A 23,263-nucleotide genomic window follows, 5' to 3' on the forward strand; every position below is an offset into this window, starting at 1 on the left:
GGTAGGACCAGGCGGATTTGAACCGCCGACCTCCACGATGTCAACGTGGCGCTCTAACCAACTGAGCTATGGTCCTGTGTCAGCATGCTGAAATGCGAAGCAGTGTGATGCGAAGTGCTTTGCCCTGTCAGCGAGGACGTATTCTACGCAACTCCCGTTTTGATGCAACCCCCTGATGATAAAAAAATTTCTCGCCATTCCGCCTTGCCATGATCAGGTAAAAAGAACGGGCACAGAGCAGGCACGGACCGGCTGCGCGCGCGGCACGCAAGCAAGGCACGTCATCGCGGCCAGGCCTGAAAAGAACTCACCCGGTCTGATCTGATCTGCCCTGCTCTGCCCGGCACCGCCAGCCACTCTTGCCGAATGACACAAGGTTGGCTGGCAGCGCACGGACACGACAATGACTAGCTGCGGCACCTCGACGGCTAGAGGAAGACCCGACGCAGCGCAGCTGCCAACACCGCCCCCAGCAAGGGACCGGCAATCGGTACCCAGGCATACTGCCAGCCCGAACTGCCCTTGCCGGCAATCGGCAACACCCAATGCGCGATGCGCGGCGCCAGGTCACGCGCCGGGTTCATCGCGTTGCCGGTCGGCCCACCCAGCGACAGGCCGATCGCCCAGACCAGCACACCGATCAGATACGGCAGCGCCTGATCGGTGATCAGCGCGCTGTCGACCATGCTACCGATGGCGAAGATGAGCACCACCGTCGCGATCGCTTCACTGATGACATTGGCCGTCTTGTTGGCCACTGCCGGATCAGTACAGAAGACCGCGCGTTTACGCAGCGGGTCTCGGGTCACCTCCCAATGCGGGTAATAGGCCGCCCACACCAGCACCGCCCCCATGAAGCAGCCCAGCAGCTCCGCCAGCATCATCCTGGCGACCTTGAGCTCGTCGGTATGCACGCCCAGCAGGTATTTCGCGATCGTCACCGCCGGATTGAGATCGCCGTAGGGCGACCCTGTCGAGGTCGAGACCAGCACCCCGACCATCACGGCAAATCCCCAGCCGGCATTGATCATCAACCAGCTGGAACCCGCTCCCTTGGTGCCCCTAAGCATCGCATTGGCGACCACGCCACCTCCCAGCAGAATCATGAAGGTGGTACCCAGAAACTCGCCCGTCATGACGTCAGTCCACATCTTGATGACCTCCGCCACTTGCCCCCTGTCAGTCGTCTACCGCCACCTCTCGCCCGCACGAACGCGCCCCATGACGATGGAGTGGTGCTATCGCCGGGTGATGGCAAGAAAAGGCGGAGACCCGAAATGACTTCGCCCCGTCGAGGGACGGGGCGAAGTCAGGCTACAGTGCCACAGGTGCAGGGGGCTGCTCCAGCGGATTGCGGCAAGGATTTGTTACAGCAGCAGATGCCACATCGAGGCCGCGATCAAGGCCCCCGCCAGGGGGCCGGCGATCGGCACCCAGGCATACCCCCAGCCGGAGGCGCCCTTGCCGTGGATCGGCAACAAGGAGTGCGCGATACGCGGGCCCAGATCACGTGCCGGGTTGATGGCATAACCGGTCGCGCCACCCAGCGAGAGGCCGATGGCCCATACCAGCATGCCGACCAGATACGGCAGCAGGCCAGCGCTGATGGTGCCGGAACCGACGATGGCACCGATACCGAAGATCAGCACCACGGTCCCGATCACTTCGCTGAGCATGTTGCCCAGACGACACTCGACTGCCGGGTCCGTGCAGAACACCGCCCGCTTGAGGCCAGCATCACTGGTGCGCTTCCAGTGCGGCAGATAGGCCAGCCACACCATCACGGCACCGGCGAAACAACCCAGCATCTGCGCGATGACATGCCGCGCCACATCCATGAGGGTGGCATGTACCCCGAGCAGATACTTGGCCAGCGTCACCGCCGGATTGAGGTCCGCCTGGGGCGAGCCGGTCGAGACGGCCACGAACACGCCGATCATCACGGCAAAGCCCCAGCCGGTGGTGATCACGATCCAGCCGGAACCATTGCCCTTGGTGTCAGACAACACCACATTGGCGACCACGCCACCGCCGAACAGGATAAGGAACAGACAGCCGAGAAACTCGCCTGTCATGACATCGGTCCACATGCTCAGTGGCCTCCGTCGCTTTTCACTCTTTCCACCGCTTCCAGCCAACCGGCGTAGAGGCGCTCACGCTGCTCTTCCGCCATTTCCGGCGCGAAGGTACGCTCGCAATGCCACAGCTCGCTGATCTCATCCAGGCTTTCATACCAGCCGATATGCAGGCCGGCCAGATACGCGACGCCCAGCGCCGTGGTTTCCAGCACGCGCGGACGATCCACCTTCACGCCCAGCATGTCAGACAGGAACTGCATCACCCAGTTGTTGCTGACCATGCCGCCATCCACGCGCAGATTCGCGCAGTTGATGGTCACGTCATCCAGCATGCACTCCTGCAGGTCACGCGTCTGATAGCACACCGACTGCAGGCCGGCCGCCACGATATCGGTGATGCCGGTGCCACGGGTCAGCCCCAGAATCGCGCCTCGCGCCTGCGGGTCCCAGTGCGGTGCTCCCAGGCCAGTGAAGGCCGGCACCATGTAGACGCCGTGATCGGCCTTGGCCGCACGCGCCAGCGGTTCGGTCTCGGAGGCATCGGAAAACAGCTTCAGGCCATCACGCAGCCACTGCACGGTAGCGCCCGCCACGAAGATGCTGCCTTCCATGGCATAGGTCGGCTTGCCATTGAGGCGATAGCCCACCGTGGTCAGCAGACGATTGCGGGACAGCTCCATCTTCTCGCCGGTGTTCATGATCATGAAGCAGCCGGTGCCATAGGTGCTCTTGCTCATGCCGGGCGTGAAGCAGGCCTGACCGACCAGCGCCGCCTGCTGATCGCCGGCCACGCCGCGAATCGGCATCGCCGCACCGAACAGCTGCGGGTCGGTGGTGCCGAAATCATCACTGGAATCCAGCACTTGCGGCAGCAGGCTTTCCGGGATACCGAACAGCTCCAGCAGCTCGCTGTCCCAGCACTGATCGACGATGTTGAACAGGCAAGTACGCGAGGCGTTGGTGGCATCGGTGACGTGACGCTTGCCAGCGGTCAGCTTCCAGATCAGGTAGCTGTCGACGGTACCGAAGGCCAGCTCGCCTTTCTCGGCACGTGCGCGAACGCCTTCGACATTCTCGAGAATCCAGCGCAGCTTGGTCGCGGAGAAATATGGGTCGATCAGCAAACCGGTCTTCTGCTGGATCATGTCACCATGACCGGCATCGGAAAGCTCACGACAGTACTCGTGGGTGCGACGGTCCTGCCAGACGATGGCGTTGTAGACCGGCACGCCGGTCTCGCGGTCCCAGACGATGGTGGTCTCACGCTGGTTGGTGATCCCGATGGCGGCCACCTGCTCGGCGCCGACATTGGTGTTGATCAGCGACTGACGCACGGTGCGCTTCACCGACCCCCAGATATCATCGACGTTGTGCTCGACCCACCCGCTGTCCGGGAAATGCTGCGGGAATTCTTCCTGGGCCAGACCTGTCACCGTCCCTTCACGATCGAACAGGATGGCGCGGGAGCTGGTGGTACCCTGGTCGATCGCGAGAATGCGCGTGGGTCCATCGACGCGAGAGTCTTTCTCTGGCTTGGGGCTAGACATTATGACTGTCCTTGGCTTCGAGGCTGCTTCTGAGAGTACACGTCAGCGGAGACTGCGGTACTTCACTATATTGGCTCGGGTATCATGTGAGGGCGACAGGAGAAAGCGGGTTGGCTTTGTCCTCTTCACGCTTGGCAGGCGCAGCGAGAACACTTCCTCTTGAACCATCACAACCGAACACGAAATGTTCGTCTTTGAATATCGCTGCAAACGTTAGCGCCAAATGCGCGCTATCACAAACGTATTACCAATCAATATCATTGTACCTTGGTCTCATGCCCAATGCGCCGACATGGCCTGTTGCAGCTTCGCAACACCTTGACGCCATTCGTCAAATTGCACTGACGCCCCCCTGTTGGATTAGGATGTACCCTCACTGGACGACCCCACTCCCCAACGGCAACCGTGATGTGCGCTTCCTGACATGAAGTGAACTCACTATCCGCAAGCCGCTGACAACAAGAGAGCAGGATGATGCAGCCAAAGCGCCATCGCGCCATTGTCGAACTGATCACGCGTCAGGGATATGCCTCCATCGAGCAGCTGGCCAGTCACTTCGAGGTCACGCCACAGACCATTCGTCGCGACCTCAATCAGCTGTCCGAGGCCGGCGCGCTCAAGCGCGTGCACGGGGGCGCGGGGCTTGAGTCCAGTACCGTCAGCACCGCCTACAGCACCCGCAAGACATTGAACCTGGGCGCCAAGCGGCGCATGGCGGCGGCCCTGGCCAGGCAGATTCCTGACCACGCCTCGCTGTTCATCAACATCGGCACCAGCAACGAGATGGTGGCCGAGGCGCTGTGTGATCACCATGGGCTTGAGGTCATCACCAACAACCTGAACGTGGCGGCCATCCTCCAGCACAAGGAGGATTTCAATGTCATCGTGGCCGGCGGCATGGTGCGTTCCCGCGATGGCGGCATCATCGGCGAGGCAACCATCGACTTCATCAACCAGTTCAAGGTCGACTTCGGGATCATTGGCATCAGCGGCATCGATGAAGATGGCTCGCTGCTGGAATTCGACTATCAGGAAGTGCGTGTCGCCCAGGCGATCATCCACAACTCACGCCAGGTCTTCCTGATCGCGGATCACTCCAAGTTCCAGCGCAATGCGGTCGTGCGCCAGGGCAACCTGAGTCAGCTCGATGCGCTCTTCACCGATATCCAGCCCCCGGAAAGCATCCTGACCCTGATGCGTCAGCACGAAGTCGCGCTGCATGTCGCCGGTGACGAGTCGCCGGGTGAGACTGGCGACGCTTGAGCACCAGGATGCGCCACCCAACCCACTAGTCGCTTCACCAACAAGTCATCGCGCAATCAGGTCATCGCGCAACCAAGGGGCCAGGCAATACGCCGACGTGCGGCCTGGCCCGGCTCTCGCCCCCTTATTCCTCGGCCCCTTTCCCCCTTTCCTCCTTTCCTCCTAGCCCCCTTTCCCCCCCTTTCCCCCCTTTGCACCGATGAACCTCGCATATCACGAAAGCTACCCAGTTGATGACTGTGCGCTGCCCAGCGGCACCGCTTCGTCTCCGTATAACCTGTCAGGACGCTTGATCAGTCACTGCGGGCATCGTCTGCGCCGCCCGCGCGGCAACATGACAGCCAGGCGCTTCATGAAAATGTCACGCCATGATCAGAGACTGAGAAAAAAACACCGGCAAGACAACAGGTTGAATATCAGGCAATCCTCGGTTGCCAGACACTCGCCCAAATGATCACTTCCGAAAGCCATCAGCGCAGAAGAATCCCCTTGATGTTCGACTTTTGCTAAGCTATGTTCACTTTCGAAAACCTATTATCGCGCACCTTGCCGGTGCAGACTCATTCGCCCCACCCGGTAGCGCCGGGCACGAGCAGGAGCAGCCCATGTCCCGCGACAACGATGCACTTCTTGACCTCTTCATCATCGGCGGCGGCATCAATGGCGCCGGTATCGCCAACGATGCCAGCGGCCGTGGCCTGAGCGTGGCCCTGTGCGAGCAGAACGACCTCGCCAGCGCGACCTCCTCCGCCAGCAGCAAGCTGATCCACGGCGGCTTGCGCTATCTGGAGCACTACGAATTCCGTCTGGTGCGCGAGGCCCTGCAGGAGCGCGAGGTACTGCTCAAGAAGGCACCGCATATCATCTGGCCGCTGCGCTTCATCCTGCCGCACCAGCCGCATCTGCGTCCGGCGTGGATGATTCGTGCGGGCCTGTTCCTGTATGACCACATCGGCAAGCGCGAGACCCTGCCAGCCTCCAAGGGCCTCAAGTTCGGCGAGCAGAGCCCGCTGGTCAGCGAGATCAATCAGGGCTTCGAATACTCGGATTGCTGGGTCGATGATGCCCGTCTGGTCATCACCAATGCGCTGCAGGCGCGCGAGCAAGGCGCCGAGATCATGACGGGCACCCGCTGTGTCGGCGCCCGTGATGTCGAGGGCCACTGGGAGCTGACACTTGAAGATGTCAGCAGCGGCGAGACCTTCATCCGCCGCGCACGCACCCTGGTGAATGCGGCAGGCCCTTGGGTGGAGTCCTTCATCAAGGGCGCCACCGAACGCACGCCGCGCTACGGCATCCGCATGATCCAGGGCAGCCACCTGATCGTGCCGCGCATCAACACCGATGACCGCGCCTTCATCCTGCAGAACAAGGACAAGCGCATCGTCTTCGTGCTGCCCTATCAGGAAGACTTCAGCCTGATCGGCACCACCGATGTGCGCTACAAGGGCGACCCCTCCGAGGTGGCCTGCTCCAGCGATGAGACCGACTACATGCTCGAGGTGGTCAACCATCACTTCAAGCGCAAGCTGAGCCGCGAGGACGTGGTCTCGACCTTCTCCGGCGTGCGCCCGCTGTGTGACGACGAGTCGGCAGACCCGTCCGCGATGACGCGTGATTACACCCTGCACCTGGATGACAGCGGCGCACCGATGCTGTCCATCTTCGGCGGCAAGATCACCACCTATCGCAAGCTGGCCGAGTCGGCACTCGAAGACCTCAAGCCGCTGCTGCCGAGCATGGGCGAGCCGTGGACCCACGAGAAGGCCCTGCCCGGTGGCGATATCGAGAGCCGCGCAGCCTTCACCCGCCAGCTGCAGCGCGACTACCCGTTCCTCGGCGAAGCACGCGCCCGACGCTTCGCCTCAAGCTACGGCAGCCTGTGCCTGCACTTCCTCGACGGCAAGAAGAGCGAGGCGGAGCTGGGCGAGGACTTCGGCGCCGGCCTGAGCGCCGCCGAGATCGACTACCTGGTCGAGCACGAATGGGCGCGTGAGGTGCAGGATGTCGTCTGGCGCCGCACCAAGCTGACGCTGCGCCTGAGCGATGAGCAGAAGACGCGCATCGGCGACTACCTCAAGGAACGCCTGCTGGCACGCGCCGCCTGATGAAAACCGGCTGAGCCAGCAGCAAAAAAGCCCGCCCCTCCTTGCCGGAGGGGCGGGCTTTTCGTTCAGGGACAGGCGGAATTTTAGGTCATGTATTGACGACTTACTGGATACCGCCCGCCGTCAGCTTGGCCGGGTCGAGCAGACGCTCCAGCTCCTCGCGTGACAGTTCAGTCTCTTCCTCGGCCACATCCAGAATCGGACGCCCGGCCTGATAGGCCACCTTGGCCACTCGCGCCGCCTCGTTGTAACCGATCACCGGATTGAGCGCCGTGACCAGAATCGGGTTCTTGGCCAGCGGTGCCTCGATGTTGTCCTGGCGCACGTTGAAGGTGGCAATGGCCTTGTCCGCCAGCAGGCGGCTGACATTGGCACTCAGCGTGATCGAGGACAGCAGGTTGTTGGCGATCAGCGGCAGCATGACATTGAGCTGGAAGTTGCCGCTCTGCCCGGCGATGCCGATGGTGGCGTCATTGCCCATCACCTGCGCCGCCACCTGGGCGGCCGCCTCGGGAATCACCGGATTGACCTTGCCCGGCATGATGGAGCTGCCCGGCTGCAGAGCCTCAAGCTCGATCTCGCCCAGCCCTGCCAGCGGGCCGGAATTCATCCAGCGCAGGTCGTTGCTGATCTTCATCATCGCCACGGCGTAGGTACGCAGATGGCCGGAGAGCTCGACTGCCGTGTCCTGGGAGGACAGCGCCGCGAAGAAGCTCTCGGCGGGACGGAAGGCATGGCCAATCTGGTGCGAGAGGCGGTCGGCAATGCGCTCGGCGAATTCCGGATGCGCGTTGATGCCACTGCCGACGGCGGTGCCGCCCTGGGCGAGGCGCTCGAGGCGCGGCAGCACCTGCTCGATACGCTCGATAGCCTGCCCGACCTGCGCCTGCCAGGCACCCAGCTCCTGACTCATGCGAATCGGCATCGCATCCATCAGGTGAGTGCGACCGGTCTTGACGACGTCGTCCACTTCAGAGGCCTTGCGGGAGATCACCTCATGCAGATGGCGCAGCGCCGGCAACAGGGTGTCCGAGACAGCGATGACGGCGGACAGATGGATCGCCGTCGGGATGACATCATTGCTCGACTGGCCCATGTTGACGTGGTCGTTGGCGCCGACGGTCACGTCCTTGTCGCCAAGATGCTGATTGGCAAGCTGCGTCAGCACCTCGTTGACGTTCATGTTGGTCGAGGTGCCGGAACCGGTCTGGAAGACATCGACCGGGAATTGATCGGCATGTTCGCCGTCGATGATCTGCCGCGCCGCCTTGATGATCGCCTCGGCACGCACGTCATCCAGCAGCTCCAGGTCACGGTTGACCTCGGCGGCGGCCAGCTTGATACGCGCCACGGCACGAATGAAGGCAGCAGGCAACGACTGGCCGCTGACGGGGAAGTTGTCGACCGCTCGCTGAGTCTGGGCGCCATAGAGTGCGCTGGCCGGCACTTCGAGTTCACCCATGCTGTCGCGTTCACGGCGGGTCTGGCTGCTCATGCTTGTCTCCCTGTGCTGTTGCATATGACGTCGCACCTGGCTGGCGTCACTGATGGGCGGCTGGCAACAACTTGATCAATGACCTGATCGCCAGCTTCGATCCCCTGATGATCACTTGGGGACGCACAGGATACCAATCAAGCCGCTTGATGGTAGTGATTATCAATAACAATTACACATTCATTACCGGGCTCCGTCATCACCCGCCCTGCAACGGCGCGGACGCACGCTTGCAAGATGGCTTGTCACCAATCCTCTGTTACGCAAGACGGGGCCTCGGTTACACTACCGAGCGTGCGAGGGCCTATGGCTGGCCCTTTCCAGCGGCCCACTACCACCTTAGCGAGGACAGCATGAAAAGCCTGAAAGAGCAGACTGAAGCGAAGGTTGAAGCTGGGCGCCAGGCCAAGCCTGATTTCATGAAGAATGTCGATGAGATCATCGAAAACGCCAAGGCTTTGCAACAGGGTGCGAATGCTCTCTCCGTGAGCGAGAAGGCACCCGGGTTCGCGCTGCCCAACGCCGCAGGCCAGGCAGTGTCTCTCGAGGAATTGCTCGAATCAGGCCCGGTCGTGGTCACCTTCTATCGTGGTGACTGGTGCCCCTACTGCAGCTTGCAGCTGAGAGCCCTGAATGAGCGACTCGATGACATTCGTGCTCACGGCGCACAGTTGGTCGCCATCAGCCCACAGGTGCCGGATGACTCGCTCTCCGCCACCGAGATCGATGAGATGCAGTTCCACGTGTTGTCAGACCAGGACGCAGAGGTCGCCTCTCGCTATGGCGTCGCCTGGAAGGTGCCGGACTATCTGATGGAGCACATGCGCGTGGACCGTGAACTCGATCTGGATGCCATCAACAACGGGGATGGCAGTGTATTGCCTATCCCGGCAACCTTCGTCATCGCACAGGACAGAACCGTGAGCTGGCGTCATGTCGATGTCGATTACCGGACACGCTCGGAACCCGAAGATATCGTCAACGCCTTGAAAGAGCTCGCCTGACACCCTCATAGGCACTTGATGCTCCCCAGACGCCAGCCACCGCCGGCGTCTGGGGTAATATCTCCCGCGTGAGAGGCAGCAGTCTTGAACCGCGACAGTCTTGAATCACTACAGTCTTGAACCACCATGGTCTTGCGCCACCGCAGCCTTGAGCCACCTCGAGCCTGAATCAGCAGCGCAGTGGAGATTCCACGCCTCCACTGCATTTACATCAATGTCGACCATCACCTCATCTTCTCCAGCCACGGGACCCTGTCGCTCCAGATGTTCACCTCATTCTCGTTCACGATGACTGAACCCTTTCGCCCTCGGGTAGCCTCTTCCTCATGACAAGCACAGTGAGATACGCCCGATGAAATGGTTCTCGCACAACCCTTACTTCACCTATCTGCACCGCCAGCGCCTGCATATCCTGCGCGTGACCGTCGCCCTGACGCTGTGCTTTTCCACCATCGAACTGTTCAGCCTGCCGCACAGTTCCTGGGCATTGGTCAGTACCGTGATGGTCATGGGCAACCTGCCCCACGTCGGCGGTGTCATCGACAAGGGCTGGCAACGTCTGGTCGGCACCCTGCTTGGCGGCCTGTGGGGCCTGATATTGATTCTGGTCGCCGAGCCGCTACCGGGCGTGGTGCCCTTCTGGAGCATCGTCGGCATCGCCCTGGCGCTGAACGCCACCTTCAGCAATCGCTATGGCTACAGCTCACTGCTGTTCTGCGTCACGCTGCTGATGGTGATCGGTGATGGCAATCATGATCTCGGCATCGGGCTATGGCGCGTCTTCAATGTGGTGCTGGGCACCCTGATCAGCATCGTGGTCAGCATGGTGCTGCTGCCCCAGAAGGCGACGGATGTCTTCCGCTTCCTGCTGGCCGACAACCTCGACAAGCTGGCACGTCTCTACCACGGCCATACCAAGGCCGAGCGTGAGGGCGTCAATGAGGGGCTCGCGCTGGTGCGTGCCACCTCGGCACAGCTGGTCAAGCAGCGCGGACTGGTCGATGCCGTCGCTCAGGAAGGTCGCATCAATCGTGCCGACATCGAGGAAATCCTGTCCTTCGAGCGCCGCATGATCTCGACCATCGAGCTGCTGCAGGAAACCCACTGGAACACCCGCGAGGGGCATGAATTCATCGAGGGGCTGGATGGCCTGCGCGATGCCCAGCATCGTCTGGCCCGCGCCCTGGGGACCCTGGCCTTTCAGGTGCGCACCGGCCAGAGCATCGAGCTGACGGTGACGCCCTTCGACCTGCAACGCTATGCCGATGTTCGCAATGTCGAGAGCCGCAACGGCCGCGCGCTGTTCAGCCCGGCAGGCTACCTGTGGCTCAACCGCGAACTGGCACGCCTGACCGAAGCCCTGGGCGAGCGCCTGGCCTTGCTGGAGCGCCTGCCGAGCCAGCGCCTGCAACGCCGACTGCCGGGCCATGGCCTGATCAGTGATGCACGCCGCCTCTTCCTGCCCGAAGACCCGACACCGGGCGATACGGCAGCCCCCACCAGGCGCGAGAACAGCGCTGGCGAGCATCACTCTTCGGTCGGCAAAGCGCCGGCCAGCAAAGCGCCGGCGAGTGATGACAGCATCAGTGACAACAGCAGCGATGAGCCAGACCGCCACGACAGGCACCAGCCGGACTCGGCCGGCAATGAGACTGCCAGGAAAGACACATGAACTCAGTATCCGGAGTGACTCCCGCAAGCCAGCATGACGTGCTGATCGTCGGTGGCGGCGCGGCAGGTTTGACCCTGGCACTCAGCCTCGCCAATCGCCTGCCCCCCGGCCCGCGTACCCGCCGCGTCACGCTGTTGCGTCCGGCGCGTGAGGCACAGGGTGCCAGCCGCTGGGCGCAGGGCGGTATCGCGGCGGTGCTGGCGCCCGAGGACGATGTGGAATCCCATGTCGCCGACACCCTGATTGCCGGCGATGGCCTGTGCAACGAGCGTGCGGTGCGCTTCACCGTCGGTCACTCGCGGGAGGCCATCGAATGGCTGATCGCGCTTGGCGTGCCCTTCACCCCGGCCGACGCCGACGCCAGCTACCCCTTCCACCTCACCCGTGAAGGGGGGCATGGTCGCCGCCGCATCATCCACGCCGCCGACGCCACCGGGCGGGCGTTGCTCGATACGCTCAGCGCCCACGTCGAAGCCCACCCGAACATCGAGATTCTCGAAGACCTGCTGGCGGTCGACATCGCGGTCAACGCCGGCCGCGCCAGCGGTCTGTGGGTGATGGACGGCACGGGCCAGCGCCAATGGCTGGCGGCCAATGACCTGGTACTGGCCACCGGCGGTGCCAGCGGCCTGTTCGCCCACGCCACTAGCCCGAGCGCCAGCGTCGGTGATGGCATGGCGATGGCGACTCGCGCCGGCGCCAGCCTGATGAACCTGGAGTTCCAGCAGTTTCATCCCACCTGCCTGTATGACCCCGATGGCACGCCCTTTTTGATCTCCGAGGCGGTACGGGGCGAAGGGGGACTGCTGCTGCGCCCGGATGGGCATCGCTTCATGGCCGATCATGATCCGCGCCTGGAGCTGGCGCCGCGTGATGTCGTGGCACGTGCCATCCTCGCCGAGATGCGCACGCACGGCCTCGAGCATGTCTGTCTGGATATCAGCGCGCTGGGGGCCGAGGCCATCGAGCATCACTTCCCGACCATCGCCGAGCACTGCCTGGCACGCGGGATCGATATTCGTCATGCACCGATTCCCGTCGTCCCTGCCGCCCACTACAGCTGCGGCGGCATCGCCACCGGACTGGATGGCGCCAGCGACCTGCCGGGCCTGTGGGCCATCGGCGAAGTCGCCTGCACGGGCCTGCACGGCGCCAACCGCATGGCCAGCAACTCGCTGCTCGAGTGCCTGGTGCAGGCGCGCGCCTGTGGTGAAGCGCTGGGGCAGCCGCGCCGCGCCGACGAGCCACGCCTGATGAGCACGCTCGACTCGCTGATGCCGCAGCACGCCGCCCTGCTCACACAGCTTGCCGACAATGGTCAGGTCTGGCGCTGCGTGATGCATCTGAGCGCCGACGAGGCGCGCACGCGCCTGCAAAGCTTGCGCCAGCTGATGAGTCTGCAAGCGGGGATCGAGCGCAGCCAGCACGGCCTGAGGGAGGCGTTGAAGCAGATAGCGCAGTGGGTCTCGCTGGAGGCGGAGCAAACGGCGGAGACCGAGCAGCACAGGCAAGCTTCAGCGCCGCGTGCAGGGCTCGATCATCTGGCGCTCTATCAGGCCTTGACACTGGCACCGCTGTTGCTGCTCAGCGCCCATCAGCGCCATGAGTCACGTGGCCTGCACTTCATCCGCGACTTCCCGATGCCGGCGCCGCGTGCCCGCGATAGCGTCATTCGGCTCTCGGCCTTCGCTGCCGCGATCTGAGCGGTTCAGCGTAGGTGGTCTCCCTGGGCAGCGACGCGCCGCAGGGTCTCCAATGGCGGCGGCTGACGCGGCAAGCCATGCGGCAAGGGCGGCCACAGCAACCACAGCCGCAGCTGGTGAAGGTCTTCGCTGGAGGCGCTATCCGGCCACAGCCACACCTGCTGGGTTTTCAGGTGCTGCTGGTCCGCGTCCTGCGCTCTCAAGCCCTGTAGCCCCATCCCCTGTGGCCCCATCCCCTGGGGCCCGAAATCCTGCGGCGAGATCTCGAGCCCCAGCAGACGTGGTGAGCACCACAGACAGCGCACGTTGACGGGCTGCCAGCTGCGTGAGGCACCATCGGCCCACCACCAGCAGAGCTGCATCTCCGGGTGACGATGGCGTGCCTCTGACGCAGGCGGGGTGTCGCTGACTTCGGTCTCGGCTTCGCTCTCTGCTTCACTCTCGGCTTCAGCCTCGTTCTCCGGCACTGGCGCCTGGCCACCGCTGGCAAGCGCCACATCGGCGCAGAGGCTGCCCCCCAGGGCCAGCCAGACTCGCGCCTCGGGGTCCTTGAGGCGCCGCCGAGCCTGGCGCCACCATGACACCAGCTCTACGGCCTGCAGCAGCCAGCCCAGCCCCAACACGCTCAGCAGCGCCATGACACCATCCGGCAGCTGAGCGAGCCCCTCAAACGCACAATACCCCGCCTCGAAAGGCAGGGCATTGCGTAGAAATTGCCACTGACAGGTCCACCACGTACTGACAACGAACTGGCCAGTCGCCAGCTCGGCAAGCCAGACCCACAAGGCGAGACTCGCCGCCAACAGCCCGACGCGCAGGCTGGCGTGGGTCGCGAACGCCTGTCTAGAGGCCCTTGAACTGATCGCGCTCGCCATTCTCGGCATTGGCGATCACCATGTTGATCAGGCGCTGGTACTCGGCATTGCCGCACGGGTCGCGCTTCATCAGCCACACGAAGAGATCCTGGTCCTCTTCGGCCAGCAGCTGCACATAGAGCGCCTTGTCGTCTTCGCTCAAGGCGTCGAAACGCTGCTCCAGAAACGGCAGCAGCAGCAGATCGAGCTCCCACATGCCGCGACGCGAATGCCAATGAAGCCGCTTGCGAATCACATCTTCCATTGCCTGAACCTCAGTCGTCACATCAATGCGCGCAGTATACCCGAGGGGGGCGTCAGCGGCATCCGTTGACCCGTCGCTCGGGCAGGAATTGGCAATCCGTGCCGTGATCGGCAATGATGTCCCTAGTGCGTTGTTTTCTCAGGATTTGCCCATTATGCTGAGGAGATAACAATCACAAGGATGCGTGTGCCTGTCCGGTGACAAGAGGTCGCCCGGCTGCCGCATCACGAACGCCTTTCGCGAGAAAGGTGCAGGCATGGAGAGATCCGATGACCAAGTCCGAGCTGATCGAACAGATAGCCATGCGACAGCCTGAGTTGTCGCTCAAGGATGTAGAGGCCGCGGTTCGCATCATCCTCGATGATGTGACAGACGCCCTGGCCCACGGCGGTCGCGTCGAGATTCGCGGTTTCGGCAGCTTCTCGCTGCACTACCGTGAGCCACGACTGGGGCGCAACCCCAAGACCGGTGAGCCGGTGGACCTGGATGGCAAGTTCGTCCCCCACTTCAAGCCCGGCAAGGAGCTGCGCGAGCAGGTCGATGCCAGTCGCGCCCTGGGGTATTGACGACAGCGCGACTGATGACAGTGCCAAAGACGACGGCGCGGCTGACTGACAGCGCTGCCCGCAGAGGAAGACCCGGTGTCACGGGGCCGACTGGCTCAGCGCCGGCCGACATCTGCTCAAGCCGTCATGCCAGAGACGACAACCACCCACCTCACGGCGTCGCCGCCAAGACTCGCGCGATGGGCAGTGATACACTCGCTCCCAGATGATTCACGACTGCATTTCATGACAAGGAAACCGTTATGCGTTGGCTAAAAGGTCTCGTTCTGGCCGTGATCCTGCTGATCGTCCTGCTGGTCGGTATTCTCTTTGCCGTTCACAACCAGCAAGCCGTGCCCCTCGACCTCATCTGGGTAGAGCTGCCTGCTGCGTCCCTTTCCATGTGGCTGCTGTTCTCGCTGGCCGTCGGCGTCGTGCTTGGCATGGTCGCGATGACGGGCATGTACCTGCGCCTGCGCACGCTGTTGACCCGTGCCCAGCGTCGCAACCAGCAGCAACGCAAGGAACTGGACCAACTGCGCATCCAGGAGATCAAGGAAGTGGCATAAATGCCTGATCTGATATTGCTGGGATTGCTGATGGCGGCCATCGCCATCGGATTCTGGCTGGGGCGGCGTGATCGTCGCCCCGATGAACAAGCACCGGCTCCTGCCACCCTGTCCCGCGACTACTTCGTCGGCCTCAATCATCTGCTCAACGAGCAGCCTGATCGTGCCATCGAAACCTTCGTTCAGGCCCTGGAAGTCAACAGCGACACCGTCGATACCCACATCGCGCTGGGCAATCTCTATCGCAGTCGCGGCGAAGTCGATCGTGCCGTCAAGATTCACCAGAACCTGCTGGCCCGCCCTGCCCTGGATAGCGAACAGGGCGAGCGTGTCCAGCTGGAACTGGCCCGCGACTTCATGCGCAGCGGTGTCTATGACCGCGCCGAGAAGCTGCTGGAAACCCTCCTCAAGCAAGCGCAACACGACAGCCATCGGCGTGCCGGCCGCCGCCTGTTGATCGACCTCCTCGAGCGGGAACGCGAATGGGAGGCCGCACTCGAAGTCGCCCACGCCATCCTGCGTCAGGAAGGCGGCATCCGCCGCGCGGCGGCCCACTGGCACTGCGAACTGGCCGCGCTGGATATCGCCGAAGGCAGTCAGGCGATGGCCCGCAAACGCCTCAAGCAGGCACTCTCCACCGACGAGAAATGCGTCCGCGCCAACTGGATGCTGGCCGAGATCGAATTCGATCATGCCAACTACAAGCAGTGCATCCGCCTGCTGCAGCGCATTCCACGTCAGGACACCGGCTTCACCCCTATCATCCTCGAGCCACTGGGCAACGCCTTTCGCATGCTGGATGACGAGAGTGGCCTGGTGCGCCTGCTGCATCAGGAAGTCGAGCGCGCGCCCTACACCACGACGGTCATCAGCCTTGCGCAATTGATCGAGCGCCGCGAGGGCGTCGAGGCCGCCGCCAGCTTCGCCAGCGAGCAGCTGCATCGTCACCCCAGCCTGCGCGGCGTCGACTACCTGCTCGATCTCTACCTGCTGGATGCCGACGAGCGCGAGACCGAGCGTTTCAATCTGCTCAAGCGTCATACCCAGCAACTGATCCAGGCGCGTCCTCGCCATCGCTGTCATCGCTGCGGCTTCGAAGCCTCGATGCTGCTCTGGCAATGTCCGAAGTGTCGTCACTGGGGCACGGTCAAGCCGATCACCGGTCTGGAAGGCGAGTAACGGCGCCAGCTGTTAGACAGATACCAGCAGACAGACAGACCACAGACACCAGAACGAAAAGCCCCCTGCAGCACGCTGCAGGGGGCTTTTTCATGCCGCTTTGATGACTACCGAGCTGGCGCTATCGAACTGACGCTAGCGAGCATATCAGCCCTGCTCGGCGGCACGCTCGCGCAGGCGCGGCGAGAGCAGCTCACCCACGAGACAGGCTGCCAGGATGACAGCCACGAAATACGGCCAGTCGCCGAATGACAGCTCTGCGACACCCAGGGCGTCGACGAAGATCGCCAGGATGCAGACCGGACTGACATAGCGAATCATGAACAGCCACAGACGATAGCCGGCATCGCTCAGATTCAGCTCATCGCGCAGCATGCTGCTTTTGAAGACGAACCCGGCCAGCAGCGCCATGGCGATGCCACCGATCGGCATCATCCAGCGCGAGGTCAGATAATCGAGCCAGTCGAAGAAGTGCTTGCCGGCCAGCGTCCAGTCCGCGCCGAGATTGAACGACAGCATCGCGAACATCGCCACCAGCCACAGCACGCTGCCAGCCAGCCACGAGGCCCTGGTGCGGCTCATGTTGCGGCTCTCGCTCAGCCAGGCGACGGTCGCCTCGATCATCGAGATGGCGGAGGTCAGGGCGGCGATCGAGAGCATGGCGAAGAACAGCACCCCGAACAGCTGCCCGAAGGGCATCTGGTTGAAGGCCACCGGCAGACTCATGAAGATCAGCCCCGGCCCGGAGGACGGGTCCATGCCATTGGCGAAGATGATCGGGAAGATCGCCAGACCCGCCATCAGCGCCACCAGGGTATCGGCGATCGCCACCGTGAAGGTGGTGCGGGCGATGGAGGTGCCCGACGGCAGGTAGGAGCCATAGGTGAGGATGGCGCCGGAGGCCAGCGACAGGGTAAAGAAGGCATGCCCCAGCGCGGCCAGCACCCCTTCGCTGCTCAAGCGCGTGACATCGAAATCGAACAGGAAGTGGAAGCCTGCCGAGAAGTTGCCCGAGGTCAGGGCATAGCCGATCATGATCAGCAGCATGATCACCATGCCCGGCATCATCCAGCGCACGCTCTTCTCGACGCCTTCCTGCACTCCGCGCCCGACGATCAGCATCGTCACCACCGTCACCAGCGTGGCCCAGCCACCCAGCGCCCATGGGTTGGCGTTGCCGGCCTCGAAGATGGCGCCCAGCTCCGCGACGCTGTGTCCGGACAGCGCGCCACTGGCCATCTTCCACAGGTAACTGAACGACCACCCCGCCACCACGACATAGAACGACAGGATCATGAAGCCGGCCAGCATCGCGATCCAGCCGAAGACCTTCCATAACGGACTGGCCCCCGCTTCACGCGCCAGATTGGCAATCGCCTCGATGGGGCTGCCGCGCCCGCGCCGCCCGAAGGCGATCTCCGCCATCATCACGGGCACGCCCACGGCGAGGATGCAGGCCAGATACACCAGCACGAAGGCGCCCCCGCCGTACTCACCGGTGATATAGGGAAACTTCCAGATATTGCCCAGCCCTACCGCGGAACCGGTAGCTGCAAGGATGAAGCCCCAGCGACTGATCCAGAGATTCTTGGGTTGCTGTCTTGCCGTCATGGAATACCTTACGAGTTATTGTTGTGAGCCAGTGGTGATCGACGCAACGCCTGGCCGTCTTGGGTGCTCACACAGACCATTTTACTGATATGAAGCAGGTTCGTCCGCGATTCCCATCGAAAATCACCACGATTCCCTCAGAATTCCTCTGCGAAAACGCCATCACCACACGACGGCAATCACTCTACATTAGATGCTTCAAATTGGTAACATTTGAAACGATACCTGCCACTCAGGCCTGACAAGCAACCTCGCCTGAGACGCACCGCGCCGCAAAAGGACCCGACATCCCCGCATCACTGGAGTAGGCTCATTCAAGAGACGCCGACCAGAACGCTCTGGCTAGAGAGTGCTGGGCTAGAGAGCTTCTGGACAAAAAGCGTATGGTCTCACCCAGCAGCGCAGACAAGGAGTCGTCATGCATCGTCAATTCGCGGTCATCGGACTGGGCTATTTCGGCAGCACCGTCGCGCGGGAGCTCAGGCGCCATGACCATGAAGTGCTCGGCGTGGACGCCGATGAGAAGCGCCTCAATGCCGTGGCAGACCTGCTCAATCAAGCCGTGATCGCGGACCCCACCGATGAACATGCCCTGCAGGAGCTGGGGCTTGAGCAGTACGACGCCGTCTTGATCGATCTGGCCGACTCGATGGAACAGAGCCTGATCTGCGCGCTGCTGGCCAAGGAGCTCGGCGCCAGGGAGCTGTGGGTCAAGGCCACCTCGGATGCACACCACAAGCTGCTCAGTCGTCTGGGTGTCGATCACATCGTGCATCCGGAGTACGACCTGGGCGTGCGTGTGGCAGAAAGCCTCGCCTACCATGCCATGGTCGACTTCATCCATCTCGGCGATCACCAGTTCGTGGTCGAGCTGGAGGTCAGTGCACGACTGGGCGATGACTGCCAGCAGCTCGATCAGCTGCCCATCGATGACGACATCAGCGTGATCGCGCTGCGCAAGGGCAAGACACTCGATCGCCAACCCTCCGGCAGCACGCGTCTGGCCGCCGGTGACCATCTGGTCCTGATCGGCGAGCTGAGCGCGCTGCGCAAGCTGGGAGCACATCTATGAGGCAGCGCTACCGGCGCTATCTCCGCCCCCTGACCCGCAGCCCACGCGGGCCCATCATCCATCTGTCGCCGCCGGAGATTCTGCTGAGCGGCTTTCTGGGCCTCGGCATGCTGGGCGCCTGCCTGCTGAAACTGCCCGGCATGCACCAGCAAGGGCTGAGCTGGCTGTCGGCGCTGTTCACCGCGACCTCTGCCATCACGGTCACCGGCCTCTCCGTCACTCCGCTCAGCGACTTCACCCTCGCGGGCCAGACCGTCGTAGTGATACTGATCCAGCTCGGTGGCCTCGGCTTCATGACCATCGCCGCCCTGTCGCTGGTGATGCTGGGCCAGCGCCTGCCGATGCATCAGACCAGCCTGCTGCGCGAGGCGCTCAATCGCAGCAGCTCACGCGAGATAGGCCGCCTGCTCAAGATCATCACCGCCTTTGCGCTGACGCTCGAGCTGGCAGGTGCCTCCTTGCTGGCGTTGGACTGGGTGCCCGAGTACGGCTGGCAGGAGGGGCTCTGGCTGAGCCTTTTCCACTCGGTCTCGGCCTTCAACAATGCCGGCTTCACCCTGTGGCCGGACAGCCTGATGCGCGAGGCGGCCAACCCCCTGACCAGCGGCGTGATCGGCATCCTGTTCATGACCGGCGGCATCGGCTTTGCCGTCATCGGCGAGCTGCGCGAGCGGCGGCGCCGACATGGCTGGCGCGTATTGCTGCAGCCGTCACGCTTCTCGGTGCAGACACGCCTGGTGATCGAGGCCACCGTGGCGCTCAACCTGCTGAGTCTGGTGGTGATACTGGCGCTTGAATGGCGCAACCCCGGCACGCTGGGCGCCATGGCCAGTCATGGCGAACGCCTGCTCGCCGCTGCCTTCATGGCCATCACACCGCGCACCGCCGGGTTCAGCGTCATCGATTCCGCCGAGATGACACAAGCCTCGACCCTGTGGACCATGGCGCTGATGTTCATCGGCGGCGGCAGCGGCTCGACGGCCAGCGGCATCAAGTTGACCACCTTCGTGGTGCTGCTGCTGACCACGCGCGCCTTTCTGCGCAGCGAGCCCTCCCCTACCCTGCACGGCCGCCGCATCGGCGATGACACCGTCTTCAAGTCGATCGCCGTGGCACTGGCGGCGATGTTGCTGATCTTCAGCATGCTGTTCGGCCTGACCATCACCGACCCGGACCACGCCTTTCTGTCGCTGGCCTTCGAGACCGTCTCGGCCTTCGGCACCGTCGGCCTGAGCCACGGCCTGACGCCCGAGCTCTCGCCCGGCGGGCAATTGCTGATCATCGCGACCATGCTGCTGGGCCGCACCGGGCCACTCGCCCTCGGCTACCTGCTGGCGACCCGCAGCCGCCCCGGCATCAGCTATGCGCGCACCGAGCTCTCGATCGGCTGATGACGCACACCTGATGACACAAGAAACGATGCCTCAGAACGACGAAAGCCCCGACGCAAGGCGTCGGGGCTTTCGTGAGCATGGTCACCCGCTCAGGGAGCGGCGGGTGAGATCAGGCAATGACCTCAGTGATCATCATCATGATCATCGTGGTCATCATGCTCTTCAAGACGCTGATGTGCGTGCGTCTCGCCGTCGTACTCATCCACTCGGGCCTTGAGCTTCTGACCTGGGCGGAATGTCACCACGCGACGCGCGGAGATCGGAATCTCCTCGCCTGTCTTGGGATTGCGCCCCGGACGCTCGCGCTTGTCACGTAGATCGAAGTTGCCGAAACCGGACAGCTTCACCTGTTCATTTTCCCGCAGGCAACCGCGAATCTCGTCGAAGAATACCTCTACCATCGACTTGGCTTCGCGCTTGGACATGCCGAGTTCTGCGTGCAGATGCTCGGCAAGTTCCGCCTTGGTCAACGCTCCCATGTCCGCTCCCTCGTTCAAGTGGCGACTCATGCTCTCAGCGCCGCCCCGAAACGTGTGTGGCCATCGGTGACGATCGCATCGACTAACTGATTGATTTCCTCATCATTCAGCGTGCGCGAAGGATGCTGCCAGGTCAAGCCCAGGGCGAGCGACTTGTGACCATCGGCTACCCCCTGGCCCTGATAGACGTCAAACAGGCGCAGGTCCGTCAGCCATTCACCGGCTTGCGAGCGGATGGCGTCGAGCAGCGACTGCACGTGAACGCCCTCTTCGACCACGAAGGCCAGGTCGCGACGCACTTCCGGATACCTGGAGAGCGGCGCGAAGCGCGGCAGACGGCCCGCGCAGGCAGAGGCCAGTGTGATCTCGAACACGAACACCTCGACCTTCAGGCCAAGCTCGGCGCGCGCCGCCGGGTGCAGGGCACCCATCCAGCCCGCCGGCTCGCCATTGAAGAACAGCTGAGCGCACTGGCCCGGGTGCAGTGCCGGATGCTCGGCGGCTTCGAAGCGCCAGGCATCCAGATTGCCGCCCAGTGCCAGCAGTGCCTCGACATCGCCCTTGAGATCGAAGAAGTCGACCTTGTCACGACCGCCATTCCAGCCTTCCGGCAGACGGGCGCCGGTGATCAGGCCACCGATCATCGGCGTCTGCTCGAGGGAGTCCAGCTCACCGTGGAACACAAGCCCGGTCTCGAACAGGCGCACGCGCGACTGCTGACGATTGAGGTTGTGGCTCAGCGCCTTGACCAGCCCCGGCAGCAGTGAGCTGCGCATCACGGCCATGTCGCTGGAAATCGGGTTGGCCAGTGCCGGCGCCACCCCTTGCGGGTCCAGCGTCTTCTGCAGCTCAGGGGCGACGAAGCTGTAGCTGATCGCTTCCTGATAGCCCCGCGCCACCAGCTGACGACGCAGGCTGGTCAGCGGCTGGGTGGTCTCATTGGCCACGGCCGGCGCCAGACGCGCGTTCGGACGGCTGACCGGCAGATTGTTGTAGCCGTGGATGCGTGCCAGCTCTTCGATCAGGTCAGCCTCGATGCTGACATCGAAACGCCAGCTCGGCACCGTCACCTGCCATTGGCTATCGCCATTCGCGGCGACCTGCATGCCTAGACGCTCGAGAATCTCGACGATCTCGTCATCCGGCAGCGCCATGCCCAGCGTGCGCTCGACACTGGCGCCGCTCAGGCTGACGACGGCGGCCTTGGGCAGCGCTGCGTCGCTTGCGACCTCGATGATCGGGCCCGGCTTGCCGCCGGTGATCTCGAGCAGCAGGGCTGTCGCGCGCTCGATGGCATCACGCTGCAGCTGCGCGTCCACACCACGCTCGAAACGATGTGAGCTGTCGGTGTGCAGGCCGTAGCTGCGCGCCTTGCCAGCGACGCTCAACGGCGCGAAGAAGGCCGACTCGAAGAAGATGTCGCGCGTCTCGGCGTTCACGCCACTGCCTTCGCCGCCCATCACGCCAGCGATGGCCAGCGGACCCTTCTCATCGGCGATGACCAGGGTGTCGTCACGCAGCGCGACTTCTTGACCGTCGAGCAGCGTCAGCGGCTCTTCAGCGGCTGCCATGCGCACCTCGATGCCACCGTTCAGGCGTGCCAGATCGAAGGCGTGCATCGGCTGGCCGAGTTCGAGCAGCACGTAGTTGGTGACGTCGACGACGGGGTCGATGCTGCGAATACCACTGCGACGCAGACGCTCCTCGAGCCACAGCGGCGAGGTCGCGGCGACATTGACGTCACGCACGACACGCCCAAGATAACGCGGGCACGCCTCTGGAGCGCTGACGGTGACCGGGAAGGTATCGTCGATCTGGGCGGCGACCGGCTCGATGCTCGGCGCCGTGACGGCGAGACGGTTGAGCACGCCGACTTCACGCGCCAGACCCTTGACGCTCAGGCAGTCGCCGCGATTCGGGGTCAGATCGACCTCGATGGCGTTGTCGTCAAGATTCAGGAAGTCACGGGCATCGCGGCCCACCGGCGCATCCGCGGCCAGCACCATGATGCCGTCGGAGGCCTCGGCTTCCAGACCCAGCTCGGAGGCGCCACAGATCATGCCGCGGGATTCGACACCGCGCAGCTTGGCCTTGCGAATCTTGAAGTCGCCCGGCAGCTTGGCGCCGACCTGAGCGAAGAGCACCTTCTGGCCAGCGGCGACATTCGGCGCGCCACAGACGACCTGCACCAGTGCACCACTGCCATCATCCACCTGGCAGACATTGAGGCGATCGGCCTCCGGGTGCGGTTGCTTGTCCTTGACCTCGGCCACGACCACACCAGTGAACTCACCGGCGACCGGTTCGATACCATCGACTTCCAGACCGGCCATGGTGACCTGATCGGCAAGCTGCTGGGTGTTCAGTTCCGGCGACACCCACTCACGCAGCCACTGTTCGGAAAATTTCATCTTGCTGTCCTGTT

The 23,263-nt window shown here is 63.2% G+C and carries 19 protein-coding genes and 1 tRNA gene; 10 read left to right on the forward strand and 10 right to left on the reverse strand.

Going from position 1 to position 23,263, the window contains the following annotated elements; translation table 11 throughout:
* Positions 1–2: 2 nt before the first annotated feature.
* The 4 genes from R2R70_RS16735 to glpK all read right to left on the reverse strand — a co-directional run bounded on the left by R2R70_RS16735 (position 3) and on the right by glpK (position 3,625).
* Positions 3–76: transfer RNA gene (locus R2R70_RS16735), tRNA-Val, on the reverse strand.
* A gap of 352 nt (positions 77–428) precedes the next feature.
* Complete coding sequence (locus R2R70_RS16740; RefSeq protein ID WP_279836059.1) at positions 429–1,151, reverse strand: MIP/aquaporin family protein; 723 nt, start codon at positions 1,149–1,151, stop codon at positions 429–431.
* A 216-nt stretch (positions 1,152–1,367) separates the two neighbouring features.
* A complete protein-coding gene (locus R2R70_RS16745) occupies positions 1,368–2,090 on the reverse strand; it encodes an MIP/aquaporin family protein (RefSeq protein ID WP_052384798.1) in 723 nt (240 codons plus the stop codon).
* A 2-nt stretch (positions 2,091–2,092) separates the two neighbouring features.
* A complete protein-coding gene (glpK, locus tag R2R70_RS16750; RefSeq protein ID WP_348473312.1) occupies positions 2,093–3,625 on the reverse strand; it encodes a glycerol kinase GlpK in 1,533 nt (510 codons plus the stop codon).
* Positions 3,626–4,096: 471 nt separating this feature from the next.
* Here glpK and R2R70_RS16755 point away from each other — a divergent pair, with 471 nt between their 5' ends.
* Together R2R70_RS16755 and glpD are read left to right on the forward strand one after the other, a co-directional pair.
* Positions 4,097–4,888 carry a DeoR/GlpR family transcriptional regulator gene (locus R2R70_RS16755; RefSeq protein ID WP_107336310.1) on the forward strand — a complete coding sequence of 264 codons (792 nt, stop codon included), beginning with the start codon at positions 4,097–4,099 and terminating at the stop codon, positions 4,886–4,888.
* Positions 4,889–5,493: 605 nt separating this feature from the next.
* Positions 5,494–6,996 (forward strand): glycerol-3-phosphate dehydrogenase, encoded by a 1,503-nt coding sequence (glpD, locus tag R2R70_RS16760; protein WP_153636254.1) that lies wholly within the window; start codon positions 5,494–5,496, stop codon positions 6,994–6,996.
* Between the two features lie 103 nt (positions 6,997–7,099).
* Here glpD and R2R70_RS16765 read toward each other — a convergent pair whose 3' ends face one another.
* Entirely contained in the window at positions 7,100–8,491 is a 1,392-nt protein-coding gene (locus R2R70_RS16765; protein WP_410978558.1) for a class II fumarate hydratase, read from the reverse strand.
* A gap of 353 nt (positions 8,492–8,844) precedes the next feature.
* Here R2R70_RS16765 and R2R70_RS16770 point away from each other — a divergent pair, with 353 nt between their 5' ends.
* The 3 genes from R2R70_RS16770 (at position 8,845) to nadB (ending at position 12,870) form a co-directional block, all read left to right on the forward strand.
* The gene (locus R2R70_RS16770) at positions 8,845–9,495 is read left to right on the forward strand and encodes a peroxiredoxin-like family protein (RefSeq protein ID WP_410978559.1); all 651 of its coding nucleotides are present in this window, start codon (positions 8,845–8,847) and stop codon (positions 9,493–9,495) included.
* Between the two features lie 352 nt (positions 9,496–9,847).
* Entirely contained in the window at positions 9,848–11,167 is a 1,320-nt protein-coding gene (locus tag R2R70_RS16775; protein ID WP_410978560.1) for an FUSC family protein, read from the forward strand.
* Positions 11,164–12,870 (forward strand): L-aspartate oxidase, encoded by a 1,707-nt coding sequence (nadB, locus tag R2R70_RS16780; RefSeq protein ID WP_410978561.1) that lies wholly within the window; start codon positions 11,164–11,166, stop codon positions 12,868–12,870. The genes R2R70_RS16775 and nadB overlap by 4 nt, the downstream gene beginning before the upstream one ends.
* A 5-nt stretch (positions 12,871–12,875) precedes the next feature.
* Here nadB and R2R70_RS16785 read toward each other — a convergent pair whose 3' ends face one another.
* Together R2R70_RS16785 and R2R70_RS16790 are read right to left on the reverse strand one after the other, a co-directional pair.
* Positions 12,876–13,754 (reverse strand): hypothetical protein, encoded by an 879-nt coding sequence (locus tag R2R70_RS16785; RefSeq protein WP_410978562.1) that lies wholly within the window; start codon positions 13,752–13,754, stop codon positions 12,876–12,878.
* Complete coding sequence (locus R2R70_RS16790; RefSeq protein ID WP_043335628.1) at positions 13,714–13,989, reverse strand: succinate dehydrogenase assembly factor 2; 276 nt, start codon at positions 13,987–13,989, stop codon at positions 13,714–13,716. The genes R2R70_RS16785 and R2R70_RS16790 overlap by 41 nt, the downstream gene beginning before the upstream one ends.
* A 269-nt stretch (positions 13,990–14,258) precedes the next feature.
* Here R2R70_RS16790 and R2R70_RS16795 point away from each other — a divergent pair, with 269 nt between their 5' ends.
* The 3 genes from R2R70_RS16795 (at position 14,259) to lapB (ending at position 16,282) form a co-directional block, all read left to right on the forward strand.
* Complete coding sequence (locus tag R2R70_RS16795; protein WP_043335630.1) at positions 14,259–14,555, forward strand: integration host factor subunit beta; 297 nt, start codon at positions 14,259–14,261, stop codon at positions 14,553–14,555.
* 242 nt (positions 14,556–14,797) lie between these two features.
* The gene (locus tag R2R70_RS16800; RefSeq protein WP_054555462.1) at positions 14,798–15,103 is read left to right on the forward strand and encodes a lipopolysaccharide assembly protein LapA domain-containing protein; all 306 of its coding nucleotides are present in this window, start codon (positions 14,798–14,800) and stop codon (positions 15,101–15,103) included.
* Positions 15,104–16,282, forward strand: a complete 1,179-nt coding sequence (lapB, locus tag R2R70_RS16805; protein WP_043335632.1) for a lipopolysaccharide assembly protein LapB — start codon at positions 15,104–15,106, stop codon at positions 16,280–16,282.
* Positions 16,283–16,429: 147 nt separating this feature from the next.
* Here lapB and R2R70_RS16810 read toward each other — a convergent pair whose 3' ends face one another.
* Entirely contained in the window at positions 16,430–17,893 is a 1,464-nt protein-coding gene (locus R2R70_RS16810; protein WP_410978563.1) for a sodium-dependent transporter, read from the reverse strand.
* A gap of 418 nt (positions 17,894–18,311) precedes the next feature.
* Here R2R70_RS16810 and R2R70_RS16815 point away from each other — a divergent pair, with 418 nt between their 5' ends.
* The gene (locus tag R2R70_RS16815) at positions 18,312–18,965 is read left to right on the forward strand and encodes a potassium channel family protein (protein WP_043335637.1); all 654 of its coding nucleotides are present in this window, start codon (positions 18,312–18,314) and stop codon (positions 18,963–18,965) included.
* Complete coding sequence (locus tag R2R70_RS16820) at positions 18,962–20,356, forward strand: potassium transporter TrkG (RefSeq protein ID WP_410978564.1); 1,395 nt, start codon at positions 18,962–18,964, stop codon at positions 20,354–20,356. The genes R2R70_RS16815 and R2R70_RS16820 overlap by 4 nt, the downstream gene beginning before the upstream one ends.
* Before the next feature lie 125 nt (positions 20,357–20,481).
* Here R2R70_RS16820 and ihfA read toward each other — a convergent pair whose 3' ends face one another.
* Positions 20,482–20,838, reverse strand: coding sequence for an integration host factor subunit alpha (ihfA, locus tag R2R70_RS16825; RefSeq protein ID WP_107336300.1), 357 nt, complete (start codon positions 20,836–20,838; stop codon positions 20,482–20,484).
* Positions 20,839–20,864: 26 nt separating this feature from the next.
* Positions 20,865–23,249 carry a phenylalanine--tRNA ligase subunit beta gene (pheT, locus tag R2R70_RS16830; protein WP_410978565.1) on the reverse strand — a complete coding sequence of 795 codons (2,385 nt, stop codon included), beginning with the start codon at positions 23,247–23,249 and terminating at the stop codon, positions 20,865–20,867.
* Positions 23,250–23,263 lie beyond the last annotated feature (14 nt).

Source organism: Cobetia sp. SIMBA_158 (genome assembly GCF_046566945.1).
Classification (GTDB): domain Bacteria; phylum Pseudomonadota; class Gammaproteobacteria; order Pseudomonadales; family Halomonadaceae; genus Cobetia; species Cobetia amphilecti.

What these genes read in the sequence shown, in the direction of transcription:
- R2R70_RS16740 (WP_279836059.1), bottom strand. Translation starts at nt 1,151, where the DNA reads ATGTGGACTGACGTCATGACGGGCGAGTTTCTGGGTACCACCTTCATG.
- R2R70_RS16745 (WP_052384798.1), bottom strand. Translation starts at nt 2,090, where the DNA reads ATGTGGACCGATGTCATGACAGGCGAGTTTCTCGGCTGTCTGTTCCTT.
- glpK (WP_348473312.1), bottom strand. Translation starts at nt 3,625, where the DNA reads ATGTCTAGCCCCAAGCCAGAGAAAGACTCTCGCGTCGATGGACCCACG.
- R2R70_RS16755 (WP_107336310.1), top strand. Translation starts at nt 4,097, where the DNA reads ATGATGCAGCCAAAGCGCCATCGCGCCATTGTCGAACTGATCACGCGT.
- glpD (WP_153636254.1), top strand. Translation starts at nt 5,494, where the DNA reads ATGTCCCGCGACAACGATGCACTTCTTGACCTCTTCATCATCGGCGGC.
- R2R70_RS16765 (WP_410978558.1), bottom strand. Translation starts at nt 8,491, where the DNA reads ATGAGCAGCCAGACCCGCCGTGAACGCGACAGCATGGGTGAACTCGAA.
- R2R70_RS16770 (WP_410978559.1), top strand. Translation starts at nt 8,845, where the DNA reads ATGAAAAGCCTGAAAGAGCAGACTGAAGCGAAGGTTGAAGCTGGGCGC.
- R2R70_RS16775 (WP_410978560.1), top strand. Translation starts at nt 9,848, where the DNA reads ATGAAATGGTTCTCGCACAACCCTTACTTCACCTATCTGCACCGCCAG.
- nadB (WP_410978561.1), top strand. Translation starts at nt 11,164, where the DNA reads ATGAACTCAGTATCCGGAGTGACTCCCGCAAGCCAGCATGACGTGCTG.
- R2R70_RS16785 (WP_410978562.1), bottom strand. Translation starts at nt 13,754, where the DNA reads ATGCCGAGAATGGCGAGCGCGATCAGTTCAAGGGCCTCTAGACAGGCG.
- R2R70_RS16790 (WP_043335628.1), bottom strand. Translation starts at nt 13,989, where the DNA reads ATGGAAGATGTGATTCGCAAGCGGCTTCATTGGCATTCGCGTCGCGGC.
- R2R70_RS16795 (WP_043335630.1), top strand. Translation starts at nt 14,259, where the DNA reads ATGACCAAGTCCGAGCTGATCGAACAGATAGCCATGCGACAGCCTGAG.
- R2R70_RS16800 (WP_054555462.1), top strand. Translation starts at nt 14,798, where the DNA reads ATGCGTTGGCTAAAAGGTCTCGTTCTGGCCGTGATCCTGCTGATCGTC.
- lapB (WP_043335632.1), top strand. Translation starts at nt 15,104, where the DNA reads ATGCCTGATCTGATATTGCTGGGATTGCTGATGGCGGCCATCGCCATC.
- R2R70_RS16810 (WP_410978563.1), bottom strand. Translation starts at nt 17,893, where the DNA reads ATGACGGCAAGACAGCAACCCAAGAATCTCTGGATCAGTCGCTGGGGC.
- R2R70_RS16815 (WP_043335637.1), top strand. Translation starts at nt 18,312, where the DNA reads ATGCATCGTCAATTCGCGGTCATCGGACTGGGCTATTTCGGCAGCACC.
- R2R70_RS16820 (WP_410978564.1), top strand. Translation starts at nt 18,962, where the DNA reads ATGAGGCAGCGCTACCGGCGCTATCTCCGCCCCCTGACCCGCAGCCCA.
- ihfA (WP_107336300.1), bottom strand. Translation starts at nt 20,838, where the DNA reads ATGGGAGCGTTGACCAAGGCGGAACTTGCCGAGCATCTGCACGCAGAA.
- pheT (WP_410978565.1), bottom strand. Translation starts at nt 23,249, where the DNA reads ATGAAATTTTCCGAACAGTGGCTGCGTGAGTGGGTGTCGCCGGAACTG.